16 protein-coding genes and 1 pseudogene are annotated in these 16,523 nt (G+C 45.4%); 11 read left to right on the plus strand and 6 right to left on the minus strand.

The features are described 5' to 3' along the window. On the plus strand, positions 1-570 hold the full coding sequence (locus tag ABH899_RS14320; protein ID WP_369997258.1) for an SF0329 family protein: 570 nt from the start codon (positions 1-3) through the stop codon (positions 568-570). 129 nt (positions 571-699) lie between these two features. On the opposite strand, the gene ABH899_RS14325 is transcribed toward ABH899_RS14320, so the two are convergent. The 3 genes from ABH899_RS14325 to ABH899_RS14335 all read right to left on the minus strand — a co-directional run bounded on the left by ABH899_RS14325 (position 700) and on the right by ABH899_RS14335 (position 3,723). Beyond that, entirely contained in the window at positions 700-1,875 is a 1,176-nt protein-coding gene (locus ABH899_RS14325; protein ID WP_369997261.1) for an MFS transporter, read from the minus strand. 21 nt (positions 1,876-1,896) lie between these two features. Then, complete coding sequence (locus ABH899_RS14330; protein ID WP_369997264.1) at positions 1,897-2,715, minus strand: MerR family transcriptional regulator; 819 nt, start codon at positions 2,713-2,715, stop codon at positions 1,897-1,899. A 96-nt stretch (positions 2,716-2,811) separates the two neighbouring features. Then, positions 2,812-3,723 carry a helix-turn-helix transcriptional regulator gene (locus tag ABH899_RS14335; RefSeq protein WP_369997267.1) on the minus strand — a complete coding sequence of 304 codons (912 nt, stop codon included), beginning with the start codon at positions 3,721-3,723 and terminating at the stop codon, positions 2,812-2,814. Between the two features lie 102 nt (positions 3,724-3,825). Between ABH899_RS14335 and ABH899_RS14340 the strand changes: the two genes are divergently transcribed. The 3 genes and pseudogenes from ABH899_RS14340 (at position 3,826) to ABH899_RS14350 (ending at position 6,193) form a co-directional block, all read left to right on the plus strand. Beyond that, on the plus strand, positions 3,826-4,290 hold the full coding sequence (locus tag ABH899_RS14340) for a VOC family protein (protein WP_369997270.1): 465 nt from the start codon (positions 3,826-3,828) through the stop codon (positions 4,288-4,290). Positions 4,291-4,379: 89 nt separating this feature from the next. Continuing rightward, a pseudogene (locus tag ABH899_RS14345) lies at positions 4,380-4,622 on the plus strand (YdeI/OmpD-associated family protein); the annotation flags it as partial. 539 nt (positions 4,623-5,161) lie between these two features. Next, positions 5,162-6,193, plus strand: a complete 1,032-nt coding sequence (locus tag ABH899_RS14350) for a Cfr family 23S rRNA (adenine(2503)-C(8))-methyltransferase (protein WP_369997272.1) — start codon at positions 5,162-5,164, stop codon at positions 6,191-6,193. A 68-nt stretch (positions 6,194-6,261) separates the two neighbouring features. Here ABH899_RS14350 and ABH899_RS14355 read toward each other — a convergent pair whose 3' ends face one another. Then, positions 6,262-6,858: a histidine phosphatase family protein gene (locus ABH899_RS14355; RefSeq protein WP_369997424.1), complete on the minus strand. Its 597-nt coding sequence runs from the start codon at positions 6,856-6,858 to the stop codon at positions 6,262-6,264. 184 nt (positions 6,859-7,042) lie between these two features. Here ABH899_RS14355 and ABH899_RS14360 point away from each other — a divergent pair, with 184 nt between their 5' ends. After that, positions 7,043-7,519, plus strand: a complete 477-nt coding sequence (locus tag ABH899_RS14360; RefSeq protein WP_369997427.1) for a hypothetical protein — start codon at positions 7,043-7,045, stop codon at positions 7,517-7,519. A gap of 39 nt (positions 7,520-7,558) precedes the next feature. Next, a complete protein-coding gene (locus tag ABH899_RS14365) occupies positions 7,559-8,107 on the plus strand; it encodes a hypothetical protein (protein ID WP_369997275.1) in 549 nt (182 codons plus the stop codon). Between the two features lie 499 nt (positions 8,108-8,606). Here the strand turns inward: ABH899_RS14365 and ABH899_RS14370 are convergent, their stop codons facing one another. Then, positions 8,607-9,536 (minus strand): DMT family transporter, encoded by a 930-nt coding sequence (locus tag ABH899_RS14370; protein ID WP_369997278.1) that lies wholly within the window; start codon positions 9,534-9,536, stop codon positions 8,607-8,609. A 99-nt stretch (positions 9,537-9,635) separates the two neighbouring features. Between ABH899_RS14370 and ABH899_RS14375 the strand changes: the two genes are divergently transcribed. Continuing rightward, positions 9,636-10,526 (plus strand): LysR family transcriptional regulator, encoded by an 891-nt coding sequence (locus ABH899_RS14375; RefSeq protein ID WP_369997281.1) that lies wholly within the window; start codon positions 9,636-9,638, stop codon positions 10,524-10,526. A gap of 207 nt (positions 10,527-10,733) precedes the next feature. Here the strand turns inward: ABH899_RS14375 and ABH899_RS14380 are convergent, their stop codons facing one another. Continuing rightward, a complete protein-coding gene (locus tag ABH899_RS14380) occupies positions 10,734-11,717 on the minus strand; it encodes a LacI family DNA-binding transcriptional regulator (protein WP_369997430.1) in 984 nt (327 codons plus the stop codon). 246 nt (positions 11,718-11,963) lie between these two features. Here ABH899_RS14380 and rihC point away from each other — a divergent pair, with 246 nt between their 5' ends. The 4 genes from rihC to ABH899_RS14400 all read left to right on the plus strand — a co-directional run bounded on the left by rihC (position 11,964) and on the right by ABH899_RS14400 (position 16,495). Further along, positions 11,964-12,887 carry a ribonucleoside hydrolase RihC gene (gene rihC / locus ABH899_RS14385; RefSeq protein WP_369997284.1) on the plus strand — a complete coding sequence of 308 codons (924 nt, stop codon included), beginning with the start codon at positions 11,964-11,966 and terminating at the stop codon, positions 12,885-12,887. A 29-nt stretch (positions 12,888-12,916) separates the two neighbouring features. Next, entirely contained in the window at positions 12,917-14,275 is a 1,359-nt protein-coding gene (gene dcuC / locus ABH899_RS14390) for a C4-dicarboxylate transporter DcuC (RefSeq protein ID WP_009676661.1), read from the plus strand. A 68-nt stretch (positions 14,276-14,343) separates the two neighbouring features. Further along, positions 14,344-15,267: a ribokinase gene (rbsK, locus tag ABH899_RS14395; protein WP_369997287.1), complete on the plus strand. Its 924-nt coding sequence runs from the start codon at positions 14,344-14,346 to the stop codon at positions 15,265-15,267. 4 nt (positions 15,268-15,271) lie between these two features. Beyond that, positions 15,272-16,495: a NupC/NupG family nucleoside CNT transporter gene (locus tag ABH899_RS14400; protein ID WP_369997290.1), complete on the plus strand. Its 1,224-nt coding sequence runs from the start codon at positions 15,272-15,274 to the stop codon at positions 16,493-16,495. The last annotated feature ends 28 nt before the right edge of the window (positions 16,496-16,523 follow it).

Genomic DNA, 16,523 nt, shown 5'->3' on the forward strand with positions numbered 1-16,523 from the left:
ATGTCCTGGAGCAAATTGAAACAAAATCTGGAGAGTTTTCTTTGTCCTGCGTTAGATGGAAGAGTCGAATACCGTGCAACCGGCTACCGTTATTTACCTGATAAAGCAGGGATTTGTTATATTACGGTAGATAAGAAGAACGTGCTCAATATGAACGATGTAACTAACTTAATCAGATGGTATCAGACGGAGTTGGAAATTAAGAATGATCCAGATATCCAAATTCCTATCAGCCATGAAGAAATGGAAGCAGTCAGAAAAGAAACGAAAGGGATGGTTCCGGAGGATCGTCTAAAAGTAATGGCAAGAAGCAGAAAAAGTTCAGAAAATGCAAAGGAACTTTTGTCGGCACAGACATCATTAAGTAAATCAAATTTTATCGTTGTAGCTACTAAGTTTTTATCCACTTCTATAGAGGAAAGCCTAGAGAGCCATGATATCTTATTGAATATTCTAGCTTTGGTGGACAGACGAGTTGGAAAAAAGCGAATTTTGAACATGTCCGAGAAGATGAAGGTAAAGCATCCGATTGTGCAGTATTTTTATGAACTACGGCGCAGTACGTTATGAAAAAACATCCCGCCCCTATGGTTGAATATGCCGATTTTCAGTCGGGAACTTCAATATAAAGGAAGGATATGGGCAAATTTTGGGGAGGAATATCACTTAAATCCACCCCCAGTTCAGTCTATTTCATTTTTATTTAGTAACGATAGGGGTTCCAATCCCGCTGCGCATTTTTTTGAATAGTAAGATCGCAAGAAGTAAAGCTAGGCTTACAGCGGCAAGACCCAGCCAGTTCAAATACAGGACAGATGTACGGCTGACGACAAGCCCGCCTAATCCGGATCCCAGTGCAAAACCAAATTGGATGAACGAAGTATTTACGCTTAGGGCAATGTCCGGATTTCTAGGCGCCAGTGTAACCAGATATAGCTGCTGGGCAGGGGAAATACTCCAAGTGGCTAACATAAAGATCATGATAACCAAGATCAATACAAAGAGATTGACACCGGCTAGAGCGAATAAAAGGAGAGTTGCGCCTTGTAACAGGAGTCCGAGACAAATGGTGAATTTCGATCCCTTTGCATCTGCCAATAGTCCGCCCACTCTTGATCCGACGAAGCTGCAAATTCCCGCCAGGAATAGAACACCGCTAATTTCGGTAATGGAAAGAGAGGATGTGGCTTGCAAGAAAGGCGTAATATAAGTGAACAATGTAGAATAGCCGCCGACATAAAATAAAGTAATGACCAAGGCGGTCAAAATTTTTGAATTTCTTAAAATGGAGAGCTGCATCCTAAGGGTAACCTTTTCTTCTTCTTTGATTGACGGAACCTTTTTGTAGATGATGAGTAATGGAAGAACGCTTAATAAACCGATCCCAATAAATAGAACTCTCCATCCGAACATCTCACTAAAAAATGTGCCGATTGGAACACCCAGCACTAGCGAACTGCTAAGCCCCATCAAAATGATCCCGATGGCATTGCCCCTTCTTTCTTTTTCAACGAGTCGTGTCGCTACTGCCATGGCTACTACGGTAGTGATTCCTCCGCTAGCTCCTTGAATAATTCGTACCCAAAGTACGGTTTCGTAAGAAAGGTTTACAAACATAAGTCCGTTGCTGGCAATAAACACACTGAGGGCAGCCATCAGCAGCTTCTTGCGATCCACATTTATCGTTAATGCAATCAGAATCGGAGCGACAATGGCCGCTGAGAGAGCAAATACAGTCACCAATAACCCAGCTTCGGAAGTAGATACCCCCAAATCCGCGGCGATCATTTCAATGACTCCTGTAATAATGTATTCAATGGTTCCGATCAGAAAAGCAGCAAGTGCCAGAACATAGATGATCCGCTTATTTTTCAATTCAATCCGCTCCTCCTCCAGTTATCTATGACTAATTGGAATTTGGATTTCCATTAATTGTGCATCTTCTTTTGTAGATATCGGTAAATAGATTTCCCTGCCAGGTTCGTTTTCCTTGATCTGATAGTTATTTTTCTCAATCCATTTAGCCAAATCAACACAGGCTGTACAAGCAAAGTTAGAATCCGAACGAAAGGCCATTGTGGCCATCATCGGCTCAGGAGGAAGAGTCCTCAGTAGAAACGGATCTGGAGATAATGGAAGCTCGCAGGTTAAAAAATAACCGATTTCAAATTCAAACTCATCCTCCTTTCCGTCTATTTCTTTCCACAAAACAACCTGCGGTCCTTGAGCCAATTGGCGAGCTTCCTTTGTTAATAATGGATTAAAAGTACGAAACAGGTCTGGAATGTCTTCTTCTCTCCCGCACGCTTTCTGAAAAAGAAACTGCTGAGCGCCTTCTGCTTTGATCCTGATTTCTTGTCCTGTTTCGACCTGCCCCTCTCTTTCTATAAGCTGCATACGCTCCTCAATCCGGGCGAGCTTGGCTTGTTCCGTATCGATGATTTGCTGGACTTCACTTTTTTTCAGCTTAAACATCCCTTGAATATTCTCCAATGTAATATCTTGCTGGAGCAGCTGTATAATTTGCGGCAACGTGAAACCCAGTTCCTTATAGATAAAGATTCGGTTGAGCTCAAGAAGCTGATCTGCGGAATAGTAACGATAGCCGGTATCGTGATCCACCTTTCGCGGCTTTAGTATGCCAATTTGGTCATAATAACGCAGTGTTTTTAAGGTGACCTTACTTAGCCTGGAAAACTCACTGATTTTAAACAAACTATCACCTCCAATTTATAAGATAATGAGAGTATACAGTTTCCCGTGCAGGGGAAAGTCAAGTGTGCCGCAATGCTATCGAGAAACGAAACTTTTTCAAGAATAAGTATCCATCATTTTATTTAAATAATTTCGAAAGTTTTCGACATAGGTTTTGGGCTCTACGATTTTTAGATTTGTGCCGAAACTTGCTAAAAATTGAAATCCGTTACTGTTTTGAGGGACATAAAATGTGGCTAATAAACATTCAGAACTATAGTTTTCAATACTTTTTCGACCGTACCTTTCAATGAACTGATCTTTAATGCCAGGCGAAATCAACGCCTTGACTGCGACTAGTTCCGGTTGATAACTTGCCTCGCGTTCTTGTTCCAACAAATCATCTCTAGGGCTAAACGTTTGTTCATCCATATTAAGATGATCGATCCGAGATAATTTAAACGTTCTATTGCTCATACGATGTAAACAGAATCCTTTGAGATACCAACTCGTTTCGCTAAAATGAAGCTGATAGGGCTCGACAATTCTATTCGTCGCGGTGCCATTTTTATCTATATAATCAAATGAAACTAACCTTCTCTTTAAGATGGATTCTTGACACGTCCTCAAGGTTTGAATAATTTCAGACCGACCCTCCCAATCATAAAAAGACAGTTGAATCGAACTTTTCGGAGCCAATGGGCTAACCATGGCTTCTATTTTTTTGATCGTTATTTCAACTTCTTCGCTAATTAGAATTTGTTCCAATCCGCCGAGCGCAGTTAATATATTCTCTAAATCGGAGCTGCTTAAAAGACGTTTATCAACCTTGTATTCATCCATAATACCGTAGCCGCCATGAACTCCATGGATAGAATAAATCGGGATGTTGGATAAGCTCAAGGTTTCCATATCGCGAAGAATGGTTCTTTTGGAAACATTAAATAATTGCGCGAATTCGTTAGTGGAAACAACATCTTTTTTCAGCAAGATCATAATGATAGAGATTAATCTCTCAACTTTTTCCATTGGTTTCCCTCTTTTTTTCTCACTTCAGTATAAAATGGTGACATATAGCTGTCACCCTTCGTCGATTATACTACATGTATAACAAGAAGGAGGTATTGCTTTATGGCAGCTATTGCATATGTAAATTTTGATGGAAATGCAGAACAAGTGATTGAATTTTATTCGGAGGCTTTAAGCGCAATTGAAGTAAAAAAAGTGAAATTTGGAGATATCCCGCATGATCCGAACTACCCAATGCCGGAAAATGAGTTAAATATGATCATGGAGTCTTCCATACAATTCGCAGGCGGGAAAATCATGATGTCGGACATTTTGCCTTCCATGAAGGCGGTAACAGGCGAGCTGGTGAAAGGGAACAATATTCTGATTAGTCTGGTCATGGATGATAAGCAAAAACTGGAAGAATACTTTACTAATTTGTCTGTCAGCGGCCATGTCATCATGCCGTTATCCAATACTCCTTGGTCTTCGTGCTTTGGAATGCTGGTTGATAAATTTGGAGTTAACTGGAAATTTAATAGCGACGCAGATCAATTTCTTGATAATGTCATTTCCAACAAACAGTAACTCATTCTAACTCAACTATGGAAATGGATCATTTAATTCCCGTCAAATCGAGAGAAGAGTTGAGGTTTTGGCTGCAGGAAAATAGGAAGATGGATTACGATTCTTTTCGAATCGATCCGGTTATAGAGCAAAGGCTGAAAGAAGAAAAGCAAGTATATGAGAATTTCAAGGCATTTGCGGATCTGTATAAAAGAGTTCGGATCGACACGATACAAAGCATAACAAATCAACCGTAATTAGTTGAGAGCAGATTAGACAAATTCATAACAAATACCAGAGAAAACAAAATGTACGGTCAATGGAATGATAATGGACGTCTACTGGATGATTAAGATCCAGGATGTTGCAATGTAGAAGCGGGCATGTTAAGATCGTGCTGACACTTAACGATCGGAGTTGAAGAGGATAATGTAAGTTTTCTTGCCGCTTTTTAAAGAATAAAACAAAAATTTGGTTTATTCTTTATCGGCAAGAAAGTTACCTTATTCTTTTCATTCAAAAAATATATCCATTTCCTACCCTTTATAGGGTTGGATGTGCCGTATTTTTTGAGCTACAAGAAAGGTAACTTTCTTGTGGCTCTTTTTTATTTTGACAAAGAATGTGGAACTGAAAGAGATCAACCATTTCTAGGAGGATGAAAGCGATGAAGAACGAGGTTGTAGATGATTGTGTGAATCGGTTCTTGTTAGGTGAAGCGGTTCACAAAAAAACAATTCGGTTGCCGGAGGTTTACCCATCTATCGACAGGTGCACATAGCGATTCATCTGCAAACTGTATGCGCTTTTTCTGTATAGTTGGTTAACGACGTGTCAAAGCGCCGACTGACGGTTGCTTTTTTTACGTTTTCTCCGGCAGTAAGGAGAAGACATGAGACTACCCTCGAAATATGAAACGATTCGGCAAATATTGTCCGACCTCAAGCAACCCGAATATCGGTATGCTCAGATTATGGACGCGATTTTCAAGCACAACGTCGGCGAATACGGACGGATGACCATGCTGCCCCAATTTTTGCGCGACGAGTTGACCCGTATGCTTGGTCCGAACGTCTGCAGTATCGTTCCGGTAAAAGAACTCACGTCGAAACAGGTTAACAAGGTGCTGTTCGCCATTGCGGGAGACGAGCGCGTGGAGGCCGTACGGCTTACTTATGAGCGGGGCTGGAAATCGTATTGCATTTCCACCCAGTGCGGCTGCGGTTTCGGGTGCAGGTTTTGCGCCACCGGTACCATCGGCCTGAAACGAAATCTGACCGCCGACGAAATTACCGACCAACTGCTGCACTTTCGCTTGAACGGCCACGCCTTGGATAGCGTCTCATTTATGGGCATGGGGGAGGCGCTCGCCAACCCGTATATTTTTGATGCCATAACGATTTTGACCGACCCGCATCTCTTTGGTTTAGGACATCGGCGAATTACGGTTTCCACCATCGGCCTGCTGCCGGGTATCGATAGGCTGACACGTGACTTTCCGCAAGTCAATCTAACCTTCTCGCTGCATTCGCCGTTCGACGATCAGCGAAGCGAGCTGATGCCGATCAACGACCGATTCCCAATCCATGACGTGCTGAAGGCATTGGATCGTCACATCCGACATACGGGGAGAAAGGTGTATATTGCGTATATTCTTCTTCGGGGAGTCAACGACTCGGCTGCGCATGCGGAAGCAGTTGCCGAGTTGTTAAGGGGAAGGGGACCTGTGGAACATCTCTACCACGTTAACTTGATTCCATTCAATTCGACCGAAGTTACGCCAGACAACTATCAGCAATCTGAACCTAATCGGATTAAAGCGTTTGTTCGGATCTTGAAGTCAAAGGGAATCAGTATCACGGTCCGAACTCAGTTCGGATCGGACATTAACGCGGCATGCGGCCAGCTATACCGCTCCGAATAATCGATCAACCGGTCCCCGAAACATCTGAAATAATGAAGCCTGCCTGCCAACGGCAGGCTTTTGACGTTTTATTGCCCTTTAGGTTCCAGCAAACTTACCCGCCATAGCCTCGCTGTACTAGTTAATATTCCTTCATCAAATTCCATCTTGTAGATATCAGGCTTTGAAGTGTTTAATAAAAACTCCAAGTCAAACTGGGGGTCGAAATATCCCATCATCATCGTCATAACGGCTCCATGAGTCCCAATAGCAACTTTCTGCCCCTTATATTCGCTTATAATGTTTTTAAAAATAGTTACAACACGGTTTTGACAATTTGTAAAAGACTCTCCTCCAGGCAACGAAAAGTCTGGGTCTGAAAACATCTTCTTTACTAACGGATACACTTCCTTATCAGGCAGTATTTTATCATCACCAATAAATACGATTTCTTTTAGTTCCTCAATAATAATCATTTCTTTGCCTAAAGATCGGGCTAGTCCCTCTAGTGTTAATATGGCCCTTTTATATGGACTTGAGATGAACGTGTCTATACCCTCATCTTTCAACAATCGAGCTACAATTTGTGCATCCGATTCGCCCTTTAAAGTCAGTCCGCGTGTTCTTTCGTTCCCTTCCATTTTAGGTGATTCTCCGTGCCTGACCATGTATACACAGGTTTTCATAAATTCTTTCTTCTCCTTCTCGACTGCAAAATATGTTTTCCTCATCCTACCATTCTCAACTAAACATGTACATTCGTGTTATTACGGAATACTGTCGATAACTTATAGGATATGTGACATTGACCCTTGAACGAATAATCGGGATAATTAAAACTAAAGGGCAGGAAGGAAGGAAGTGGAAGTAATGAACCCTCTGGATTATATTGAATATTTGGGACACAGCAGCGTTTACCCTCCTTTGGTCGATCAGCTTTCGAGGGACAAGATAACTTGGCGGCCGAATGTGGAGAGGAATCTTAATACGACCTATTTTGTGAGTGGAGAGGGTCTCGTTCTCCATTTCGATATTGACGCTGAAAACAACGGTATCTCCAAGAAAAGCGAGGGTGATTATATATTTGACGAATTAACCATGACGATTATGGAAGAAAATAAGAAACATGGAAAATATGTAGGTCAGATTCCCTATGGATTGTTACAAAATGATTCAAGATCCCAGATCGAAGCCAAGCTGGGCACACCCACGAGGAGAGCCGAGGAGTTGGATAACTACTATTTGGATGGCCTTGTGTGGACGGCAGCCTTTGAAGGGGAAAGGTTTCAATTTCTGAAGTTGGCTGTTCCAACAAACGGCAAGCGAAAATATGGCCTCTGCCCGTGATGTACTGCCGCAACCGACCCGAAAGGAAGGGATATAAGCATGAAAGAACCATCTGAACAGCTCATTGAAATGCTTGGGCATCCATACAGTCCCAAGAATGTTCAAGCTTTGCTGCAATCATTCGGCATCAAGCGAATGCCGCCCGCGAACAGCTATTTTAACGACGATATCATCTGGTCTGTGAAAACATCGATACGCATCGATCTTTATCGCGCACCCAAAATAAATGATCTGACTGGGCTCAATTATACAAAAGAAGATGGATGGATCATTGGCGCGATACATTTTCTTGCGCCCGGGTCGGATGACAGAATTAAAACTCCGTTTCCCGGAGATCTTCCCAAAGGAATCACGATGCGCTCAACACCGGATGAGTCGATAAAGGCATATGGTCAACCCGAACTGGATGAAGAATGTGAATGGCCCGGATTTTCCGGTCGGATTTTGGCATGGCGCAAGCCGGGCATAAATATCGCAATTCAATATGCGGACAGTGAGTCCGGCAGCAGGATGATAAGCTGTACGGCCTGTTTAATCGGGTGCATAGGCGCCTGGCGAAACGATAATCCGGAAGTCTTTGCCCCCTGACTAACAGTTGAGGTGTACTGGTATCTGTGCGCACAAAAAAGCCCCTGCCATATCGGCGGGGGCGAATTGCCTTACAATAAACCGCTGTAACTCTTTACGTTCTTCTTGTTCAGTCGATGAAAGTAATTTCCTATCGTGTATGTAGACAACCGCCTTACGTAAAAGTTTGGAGTAAGGACTTCCAATCTGAAACAGCATAGCGTCTCCGCAATTTAGGCGGTAAAGCAGCCTTGTACCTTTGTACACCCCAGCGGCGGGTTTCCATATGGAACCGCATTTCAAAGGCTTCCACCATCGCTTCACTGCTCCTTAATTCTGTTAATACATAGTGCTCCCGAGGGCCCTCGCCAAAGGTTCGGGAGCATTTTCTTTTTTTAATTAAAAGGCCGGATTTTGTGGTTGTCATTCAAATGAAAGCACCTTAGAATCTATTAAACGTCTGTATGCTTCTTGAGTAAACTCTACATGCGCTCCGGCATCGTGGAGATGGGCGAAGTCATTATACGTGGTCTCTCCTCGTCTTCATATTGTCCATGTGCTTTTTGTCCCGCTTTTGCAGAGATTTCAGTTTGAGGTTTACCAGTGCAACACCTATGATAATTAGAATGAGTCCCACCACCATCTTGGGAGTGATCGTTTCGCCCAAAAAGAGAACGCTGATCACGATCGCAATGAGCGGGACCAGAAAATTAAACGAACCGATTTTGCCGGCTTCGCCCGATCTGACAAGCAGAAAGAAAACGAGCCAGGTCAAGGCCGTACAGAAGATCGCAATAACCGACAACGTCGAGATGAACGGCTGGTTCCAGACGATATCCGTCCAATTTTCAACGGTAGTACCCGCAACCAACAATACAATTCCGCCAAAAATCATCTGAAGAGTAGTCAACCAGATCGCATCGACTCTAGTTGAGGTTTTCTTCATATAGATCGTACCGAACGTCCAAGTAATCGTGCTGGCTAAACCGAGCAAGATGCCGGCGGACGAAATATTCCCGGAGCCATCGTTTATGCTGATAACAGCGACTCCGATGAAACCGAGAATCAAGCCGATTATTTTGAAACCAGTCATGGATTCACCCAACCACAACCAAGCTCCGATACCGAGTAGAACGGGCTGCATGAACACGATCGTCGAAAACAAACCGGCCGGCATCATATTCAGTCCGAAAGTTTGAAAGCCGAAAAAGAGAATGATATTCAGCAATGCGGAGATCAGGTAGATGTTCCAAGTATGCTTCATATTAAGTTTTCTATAACGCGGCAAAGCGAAAAGAAGCAAAATGAGACCTCCGATAAAAATCCTCAAGCCGGCGAAAAGCAGCGGTGGCGCGAATTCGAGTGCATATTTGGAAAGCGGCCAGTTCACCCCCCACATCATAACTAAAAACGTTAAAAGGATAAAAGTAAGTGTTCGCGAAAGTTGCATGGTTCTACAGCTCCTTTGTGTGATGGTGCTTACTATGGTACAATAGCTTACTAGATAAATAAAATGCATGTTTATTATAAAGGAGATACCATAATTGTTATGACACATTCGCAGCTGATGTTGTTTGTGAAAATAGTCGAGACCGGCAGCTTTACCAAAGCTGGTGAGCAATTGAATATGACGCAACCTGCCGTAAGCCGCGCCATCTCTGCGCTTGAATCGGAATTAGGAGTCACCCTCATGATACGGGATCGGAAAAGCGGGGTCACTCTGACCGATATTGGCTTGCGCTTGCTTGCCATATTCAGAGACATTTTGCACGGCTACAATAAGGTAGAGCAGGAGGTAACGGCTGAAAAAGGGTTTGAAGTCGGCACCGTTCGCGTCGGGGCGTTCCCGATTGTGTCCGCGCACTTCTTGCCGAAAATATTGCGGGTGATCGGGGAGAAGCACCCGGGGCTGACATTCGAACTGTACGAAGGGACCACAGACGAGATTAAAAAATGGCTAGATTCCAGAACGATCGATGTCGGATGGATTATTCCGCCGATCAACGAACTGGAAACGATTCCGTTCTTCCGAGATGAATTATGTCTGCTGCTTCGGGATGATCATCCATTGCAAAGCCGCCCGACAATCCATATCACGGATCTGGACAATGAACCTATGATTGTGTGCAGAGGTGGGTTTGTAACGCCGATTTACGAGCTGTTCCAGCAATTCGGAACCACTTTGCGCGCCAAATATGACGGCCACAACATAAACACGGCGTTGAGCCTGATTCAAGAAGGGCTGGGCGTTTCGATCGTATCGAAAACTTCGTTGTCGCTGTCGGCACTGCCGCCTAATGTCCGCATCCGGACAATTGACCCACAGCCTTTTAGAGAGATTCACCTGGCGGTTCCTTCTTTGAAGGAGGCTCCACACGGGGTGAAACTGTTCCTGCAGACCGCAAGAGAGCTTTATTTGTCCGGCGACCGGAACCACTAATGTGCAATTTTTGCGCAAAAGTTCTGACGGGCATAGTTCCTGCAAACCACTGGCGGACATGGGCTTTTCTCATGATGAACAACATGGGGCGACCCCCGATAACCACGGAGATATAATAACCTGTAAAATTAGAAAAAGCTTGTGCCGCATTTGGCCCAAGCTTTTATTTTGTTTTAACCGTGAACCTGAGTCAATCTGTCCCGAGGATTATCCATGTCGTGTAGTTCCACGCTGGATAAGCTTTACCTCCAGTTGGTGGTTTTCCTCATCCAACTCTTTCTGTTCAATTTTCTTGATCAGAATTCGCGCGGCGAGCATGCCCATTTCATAGATAGACTGCGATACCGTCGATAATTCAGGGAAGACCATTTCAGCTAACGAAATGCCGTCATAGCCGATAATTTGGACTTGATCCGGCACACGAATACCGTGCTCCTGCAAGGCACGGAGCGTACCGATTGCCATCAGGTCATTACCGGCGAATACCCCGTCAATGTCGGGATGCTCTTTGAACAGCTTTTTCACGGCTTCAGCCGCTTCTTTTAACTGGAAATTCCCATTGACAATAAGCTTAGGTGTAAACCATGACATATTTTCAACCAAATCAAGATAGCCTTGGCACCGCTCTTCCGCAATCCACAAGCCCTTAGGCCCTCGGATATGCGCAATTTTGTTGCATCCTTGCTGCAATAAGGCTTGCACGGCCAAGTGAGCCCCTTCCCGATTCTTCGAAGTGACGGTGGGGACGACGGGAGAGCTGCTGCGGTCCACAGCGACCATCGGGATATCGAGCTGGTCAATTTCCTCCTCCGTTAAGGTATTGGTTGCCATGATGAACCCATCGATATATTTCTGCTTTAAGTTCTGGATGTATTGCCTTTCGATTTTGGCTGACTCATTGGTGTTGCACAGGATCGTTGTATACCCGTACAACTGTGTTACTTTCTCTACGGCAAGCGCAAGCTCGTTAAAGAAAGGGTTGGTAATATCCGGAACGAACAGCGCAATAGTCTTGGTCGATTTCTTGGAGAGGCTGCGCGCGACGTCATTCGGTACATAATTAAGCAATTTAATGGCTTTATGAACTCGCTGCAGCGTATCCTCGTGAACATAACCTTTTTGATTGATGACACGAGAAACGGTAGCAACGGAAACTCCGGCTAATTTAGAAACATCCCGTATCGTTGCGATGCCCTCATCTCCTATTCATTAAGGTGTAATCGATTACACAAATAAATATGATTATCTTACTGTATCGGCATACGATTGTCAATGCAGGCTTTCCAACGATCTTCTTGTTGACATTAGTTTCGTATTGAATTAACATAAACTCGAAATAGGTAACCGGTTACACATTCCGAAGTTATTATTTTGTTAGCTGTTAGGGAAGGATAACCTAAGGGTTAAATTTTGCAATTTGAGAGGATGTTGAACAGAATGAGCGTAAGAAAAACTCCTATTATTATTGACACGGATCCCGGAATTGACGATGCGGTTGCGATTGGCGTAGCCCTGCACCATGAATCGCTGGACGTCAAGCTGCTGACAACCGTCGCCGGAAACGTATCCGTTGACAAAACGACCCAAAATGCGCTTAAGCTGATCGAGTTCTTCGGTACAGGCACTCCTGTTGCCAGAGGCGCAAAACAACCCCTCTGTATGCCGTATGAGGATAGCAGTCACATTCATGGGGAGTCCGGCATGGGTGGATACGAGTTTCCGGAGCCAACAACGAACATTCATGCTGAACACGCCGTCCATGCAATTCGCGAGACGATTATGCGCAGCGAGGAGAAGATAACGCTCGTGCCGATCGGACCGCTGACAAACATCGCTTTGTTCCTGGCGATGTACCCGGAACTCAAATCACGTATTGAACGGATTGTCTTGATGGGTGGTTCGGCGTCTGCAGGGAATCATACTCAGACGGCAGAGTACAACATTTACGCGGACCCGGAAGCGGCCAAGATGGTTTTTGCCTCAGGCTTGGATATTACAATGGTCGGATTGGATGTAACCCGTAAAGCAACCTTGACACCCGATAACGTGGTCAAGATTCGCGATTTGAATGAAACCGGCAACATGCTGTATTCCATGTTCCAGCACTATCGCGGCGGCAGCTTAAAGACGGGGCTGAAAATGCATGATTTATGTGCGATCGCCTATATCGTTAAACCTGAATTATTCAAAACTCAGAAATACTTCGTGGATGTTGAGAATGCGGGTGTGTACACGGTCGGCACGACGATTGTGGATCAAAATAACCGTTACGATAAAGAACCGAATGTAAACGTTTGCCTGGATATTGACGTGGATGCATTCCGTACATGGGCGATCGAATGTATTGCGAAAGCAAAATAAATCTAACAACTTAGAGGGGAGATCTCGACTTGACAGAACTTATATTTGGCTTGATCGTGGTCGTGCTTGCAGGCTGGATGATCAGTAAGAAAGTCAATGCCACCGTTGTTTTGTTCGTTGCAGGAATTGTACTCTTATACGGCGCTGTATTTATGGGACATAGCGTTTTACCCGCGGAAGCGGCGACGGGTTCCAGATGGTTTGACCCGATGAAGTCGATTACAAATAATTTTATAAGCAATTTAGGCAATATCGGTATGACGATCATGGTATTATTCGGCTTCTCATCCTATATGACGAAAATCGGCGCTAACGAAGTGACCGTTCAAACCTTGATGAAGCCGTTATCCGGAATTAAATCGGTCTATGTGCTCGTCCCAGTCATTTTCGTAGTCGGTAACCTGCTATCGCTTGTGGTTCCGAGCGCTTCGAGCCTTGCCATTCTGCTCATGGCTACGCTGTATCCGGTTTTGAAGCGAATCGGCATGTCCGGATTGACGGCAGGTGCCGTTATTGCGACAACAGCGACGATCATCCCGACACCGCTGGGCGCGGATAATGTCATTGCCGCTCAGACGCTGGGCATTGATTTAATGGAATACGTCATGAAATATCATGCCGTCATTTCGATTCCGACGCTTATATTGATGACCTTCGCGCATTATTTCTGGCAGAAATATATGGATAAGAAACATCCGGAAACCGATACAATCGACGAATCAAAGCTTGGAACGCTGCGCGAGGATTTGCCGCCAACTTATTATGGCTTCCTTCCGATTCTTCCACTCGTCCTGATTACGGTATTCGGTATCTTCGTTAAATCGATCAAAATCGGTCTTGTTGAAATCACCTTTATTTCGCTGATCGTTGCAGTCATTGTCGAAATGATCCGTAAACGTAAAATTCAGCAAGTGTTCGAAGAACTGATGGTATTCTTCCGGGGTATGGGGGACGGGCTTGCGATGGTTGTTTCGCTGCTTGTTGCCGCAAGCTTGCTTGTTGACGGCCTGAAGGCGCTCGGCATTGTAGATATGCTGACCGATTCGGTAAAAGATTTGAATGGCGCCGGCATGATCCTGATGTTTGCTTTCTCGGGGATCACGGCCCTTATCGGCTTGATCAGCGGCGGCGGGCTTGCGGTATTCTACGCCTCGGTCGGATTGCTGCCCGACATTGCGCAGAACGTAGGCATTGACGGGGCGATGCTGTCCATTCCGATGCAGTTGATCGCGAACCTTGTGCGTTCGGTTTCGCCGGTGGCTGCATGTATCATTGTCGTTTGCAGCATCATTCAGAAAAGCCCGATGGCAGTTATCAAGCGGACCTCTGTTCCGATTATAGTCGGCATCATCAGTACGCTGGTGTTGTCCTACGTGATGTTCTCTTAAGCGGTAACGATGATCGCTGTGCAAGAACACTTAGACAGAGGGTTTTATAGGATTGGAGTGAGAGAAAAATGAAAAAGATATGCATACTAGGAAGTATTAATATGGATTCCAGCTTATTGCTGGAATCCCTACCGCATGAAGGAGAGACCATTTTTGCATCGGGGAAACTTGTCGGTCCCGGCGGGAAAGGATTTAACCAGGCCGTGTCGGCGGCCCGGCTTGGAGCTTCCGTACACTTTATCGGCAAAGTCGGGGCGGATGAATACGGCAAGCAATTGGTTTCTACCTTGCAGCAGGAAGGCATTCATACCGAACACGTCGGCGTAAATCCGGATTTGCCTACGGGAGAAGCCTTGATCCTATTCAGCAGCAGCGGCAGCAACATGATCGTCGTCAGCGCCGGCTCGAATATGGCCATTACAGCGCAGGATATAGAGGAATCCAGAGAAATTATCAAACTATCCGATGTCATTTTGGCTCAATTCGAAGTGCCGATCGAAGTCATCCAGCACATTTTTACAATTGCGAAGGAAGAAGGGAAGGTCACGGTGCTGAACCCGGCGCCGGCCAAGGCGATTCCGCCCGCGCTTCTTCAAGTCACGGACTTCCTCATCCCGAACGAAAGCGAGATGCACATGATCACCGGTTGCGATACGAACTGCGAACAGGATATGGTGCAAGGGGCAGCGACTTTGCTTGAACAAGGAGTAGGGTGCGTAATCGTCACGCTCGGTGATCGGGGCAGCCTTATTTGTCACCCTGACGGCAATTTATCCATTCCTGCCGAAAAAGTTGCCGCGATCGATACGACTGCCGCCGGCGACAGCTTTATAGGGTCCTTCTGCACAAAGTTGCGAAGACAGGAGCGGAAGCAGCTCGGGCATGTCGCGGAGGCGGTCAAGTTTGCCAGCCGTTTCTCGTCGATAGTTGTCCAGCGCAAAGGCGCATTTCAATCCATCCCCTATGCTTACGAACTAGCAGAAATGAGCTGATAACATGAGCATTTTATGGGGACTTGTAGGCTGCATGGTTATTTTGGGGATTGCCTATTTGATGTCTGACCATAAGAAAAAGATTAATTATCGTACGGTTGTCGTCGGGCTTGGAATTCAACTGGTATTCGGTTATATCGTACTCAAATGGGATACCGGCAAGCAGATACTGGAGGTCGTATCCACAGGGTTTACGAACTTATTCCATTACGGATACGAAGGTCTTTCCTTCGTGTTCGGAAGCTTGGCGGATAAGTCGCAGGCCACGGGGAATATATTCGCCATTCGCGTAGCGATGCTGGCTGTGTTCATTACGCCGCTGATCGGCATTCTATACCGATTCGGCATCATGCAGTTCTTCATGCGGGTCGTCGGCGGAGGGCTCGGCAAATTGCTGAAGACAAGCCGCGCGGAATCGTTGGCAGCGGCAGGGAATATCTTTCTGGGGCTGCAGGAAATTCCGATCATGATCAAGCCCTATATGAAGTTCTTGACTCGGTCAGAGATGTTCGCGATCATGGTCGGCGGCCTCGCTTCCGTCGCGGGAGGAATTATGGTTGCCTATGCCGCATTAGGCATTCCGATAGCTTATTTATTGTCCGCGAGCTTGATGTCGGCTCCAGCGGGTCTCATCGTTGCGAAAATTATGATTCCGGAAACCGATAGACCGATTGAGGCAGGCTCTCGTGAACTTGAAGAGGAAGATTCGGAAACCAAGGATAACCTCATCAATATTATTTCGAAAGGCGCTTCGGCAGGGATGAGGATGGCAGTACAGATTATCGCCATGCTGATCGCGTTTGTTTCTATGGTAGCGCTACTAAACGGACTGCTAGGTTGGGTCGGAAGCTGGTTCGGGTACGGAGACTTGTCCCTTCAGATGATTCTGGGCTGGTTATTTGCTCCGCTCGCATTTGTGATCGGCGTTCCTTGGTCCGAGGCTACGATAACGGGCAGTTTTTTGGGGCAGAAATTCGTCATGAATGAAATGATCGCCTTTGGTTCGTTTGCTAAGGAAATGGAGCATTTGTCACCCAAGACGATTGCGATCGTAAGCTTCGCGCTTTGCGGATTTGCGAATATCGGTTCCATGGGGATTCTGTTAGGCTCAATGCGATCGTTAGCTCCTGAACGAAGTACTGAAGTGGGACGTCTTGCCTTTAAGGCAGTGATTGCGGCTTCACTAGCTAATCTATTAAGCGGTACGATCGCCGGCATGTTTATGTAGAAGGTAAAAAAATCAACGGAAAGTCATC

The sequence above is a fragment of the Paenibacillus sp. RC84 genome (assembly GCF_041260495.1).
GTDB lineage: Bacteria > Bacillota > Bacilli > Paenibacillales > NBRC-103111 > Paenibacillus_F.

What these genes read in the sequence shown, in the direction of transcription:
- ABH899_RS14350 (WP_369997272.1), top strand. Translation starts at nt 5,162, where the DNA reads ATGAGACTACCCTCGAAATATGAAACGATTCGGCAAATATTGTCCGAC.
- ABH899_RS14375 (WP_369997281.1), top strand. Translation starts at nt 9,636, where the DNA reads ATGACACATTCGCAGCTGATGTTGTTTGTGAAAATAGTCGAGACCGGC.
- ABH899_RS14335 (WP_369997267.1), bottom strand. Translation starts at nt 3,723, where the DNA reads ATGGAAAAAGTTGAGAGATTAATCTCTATCATTATGATCTTGCTGAAA.
- ABH899_RS14400 (WP_369997290.1), top strand. Translation starts at nt 15,272, where the DNA reads ATGAGCATTTTATGGGGACTTGTAGGCTGCATGGTTATTTTGGGGATT.
- rbsK (WP_369997287.1), top strand. Translation starts at nt 14,344, where the DNA reads ATGAAAAAGATATGCATACTAGGAAGTATTAATATGGATTCCAGCTTA.
- ABH899_RS14360 (WP_369997427.1), top strand. Translation starts at nt 7,043, where the DNA reads ATGAACCCTCTGGATTATATTGAATATTTGGGACACAGCAGCGTTTAC.
- ABH899_RS14355 (WP_369997424.1), bottom strand. Translation starts at nt 6,858, where the DNA reads ATGAAAACCTGTGTATACATGGTCAGGCACGGAGAATCACCTAAAATG.
- ABH899_RS14340 (WP_369997270.1), top strand. Translation starts at nt 3,826, where the DNA reads ATGGCAGCTATTGCATATGTAAATTTTGATGGAAATGCAGAACAAGTG.
- ABH899_RS14320 (WP_369997258.1), top strand. Translation starts at nt 1, where the DNA reads ATGTCCTGGAGCAAATTGAAACAAAATCTGGAGAGTTTTCTTTGTCCT.
- ABH899_RS14365 (WP_369997275.1), top strand. Translation starts at nt 7,559, where the DNA reads ATGAAAGAACCATCTGAACAGCTCATTGAAATGCTTGGGCATCCATAC.
- ABH899_RS14370 (WP_369997278.1), bottom strand. Translation starts at nt 9,536, where the DNA reads ATGCAACTTTCGCGAACACTTACTTTTATCCTTTTAACGTTTTTAGTT.
- rihC (WP_369997284.1), top strand. Translation starts at nt 11,964, where the DNA reads ATGAGCGTAAGAAAAACTCCTATTATTATTGACACGGATCCCGGAATT.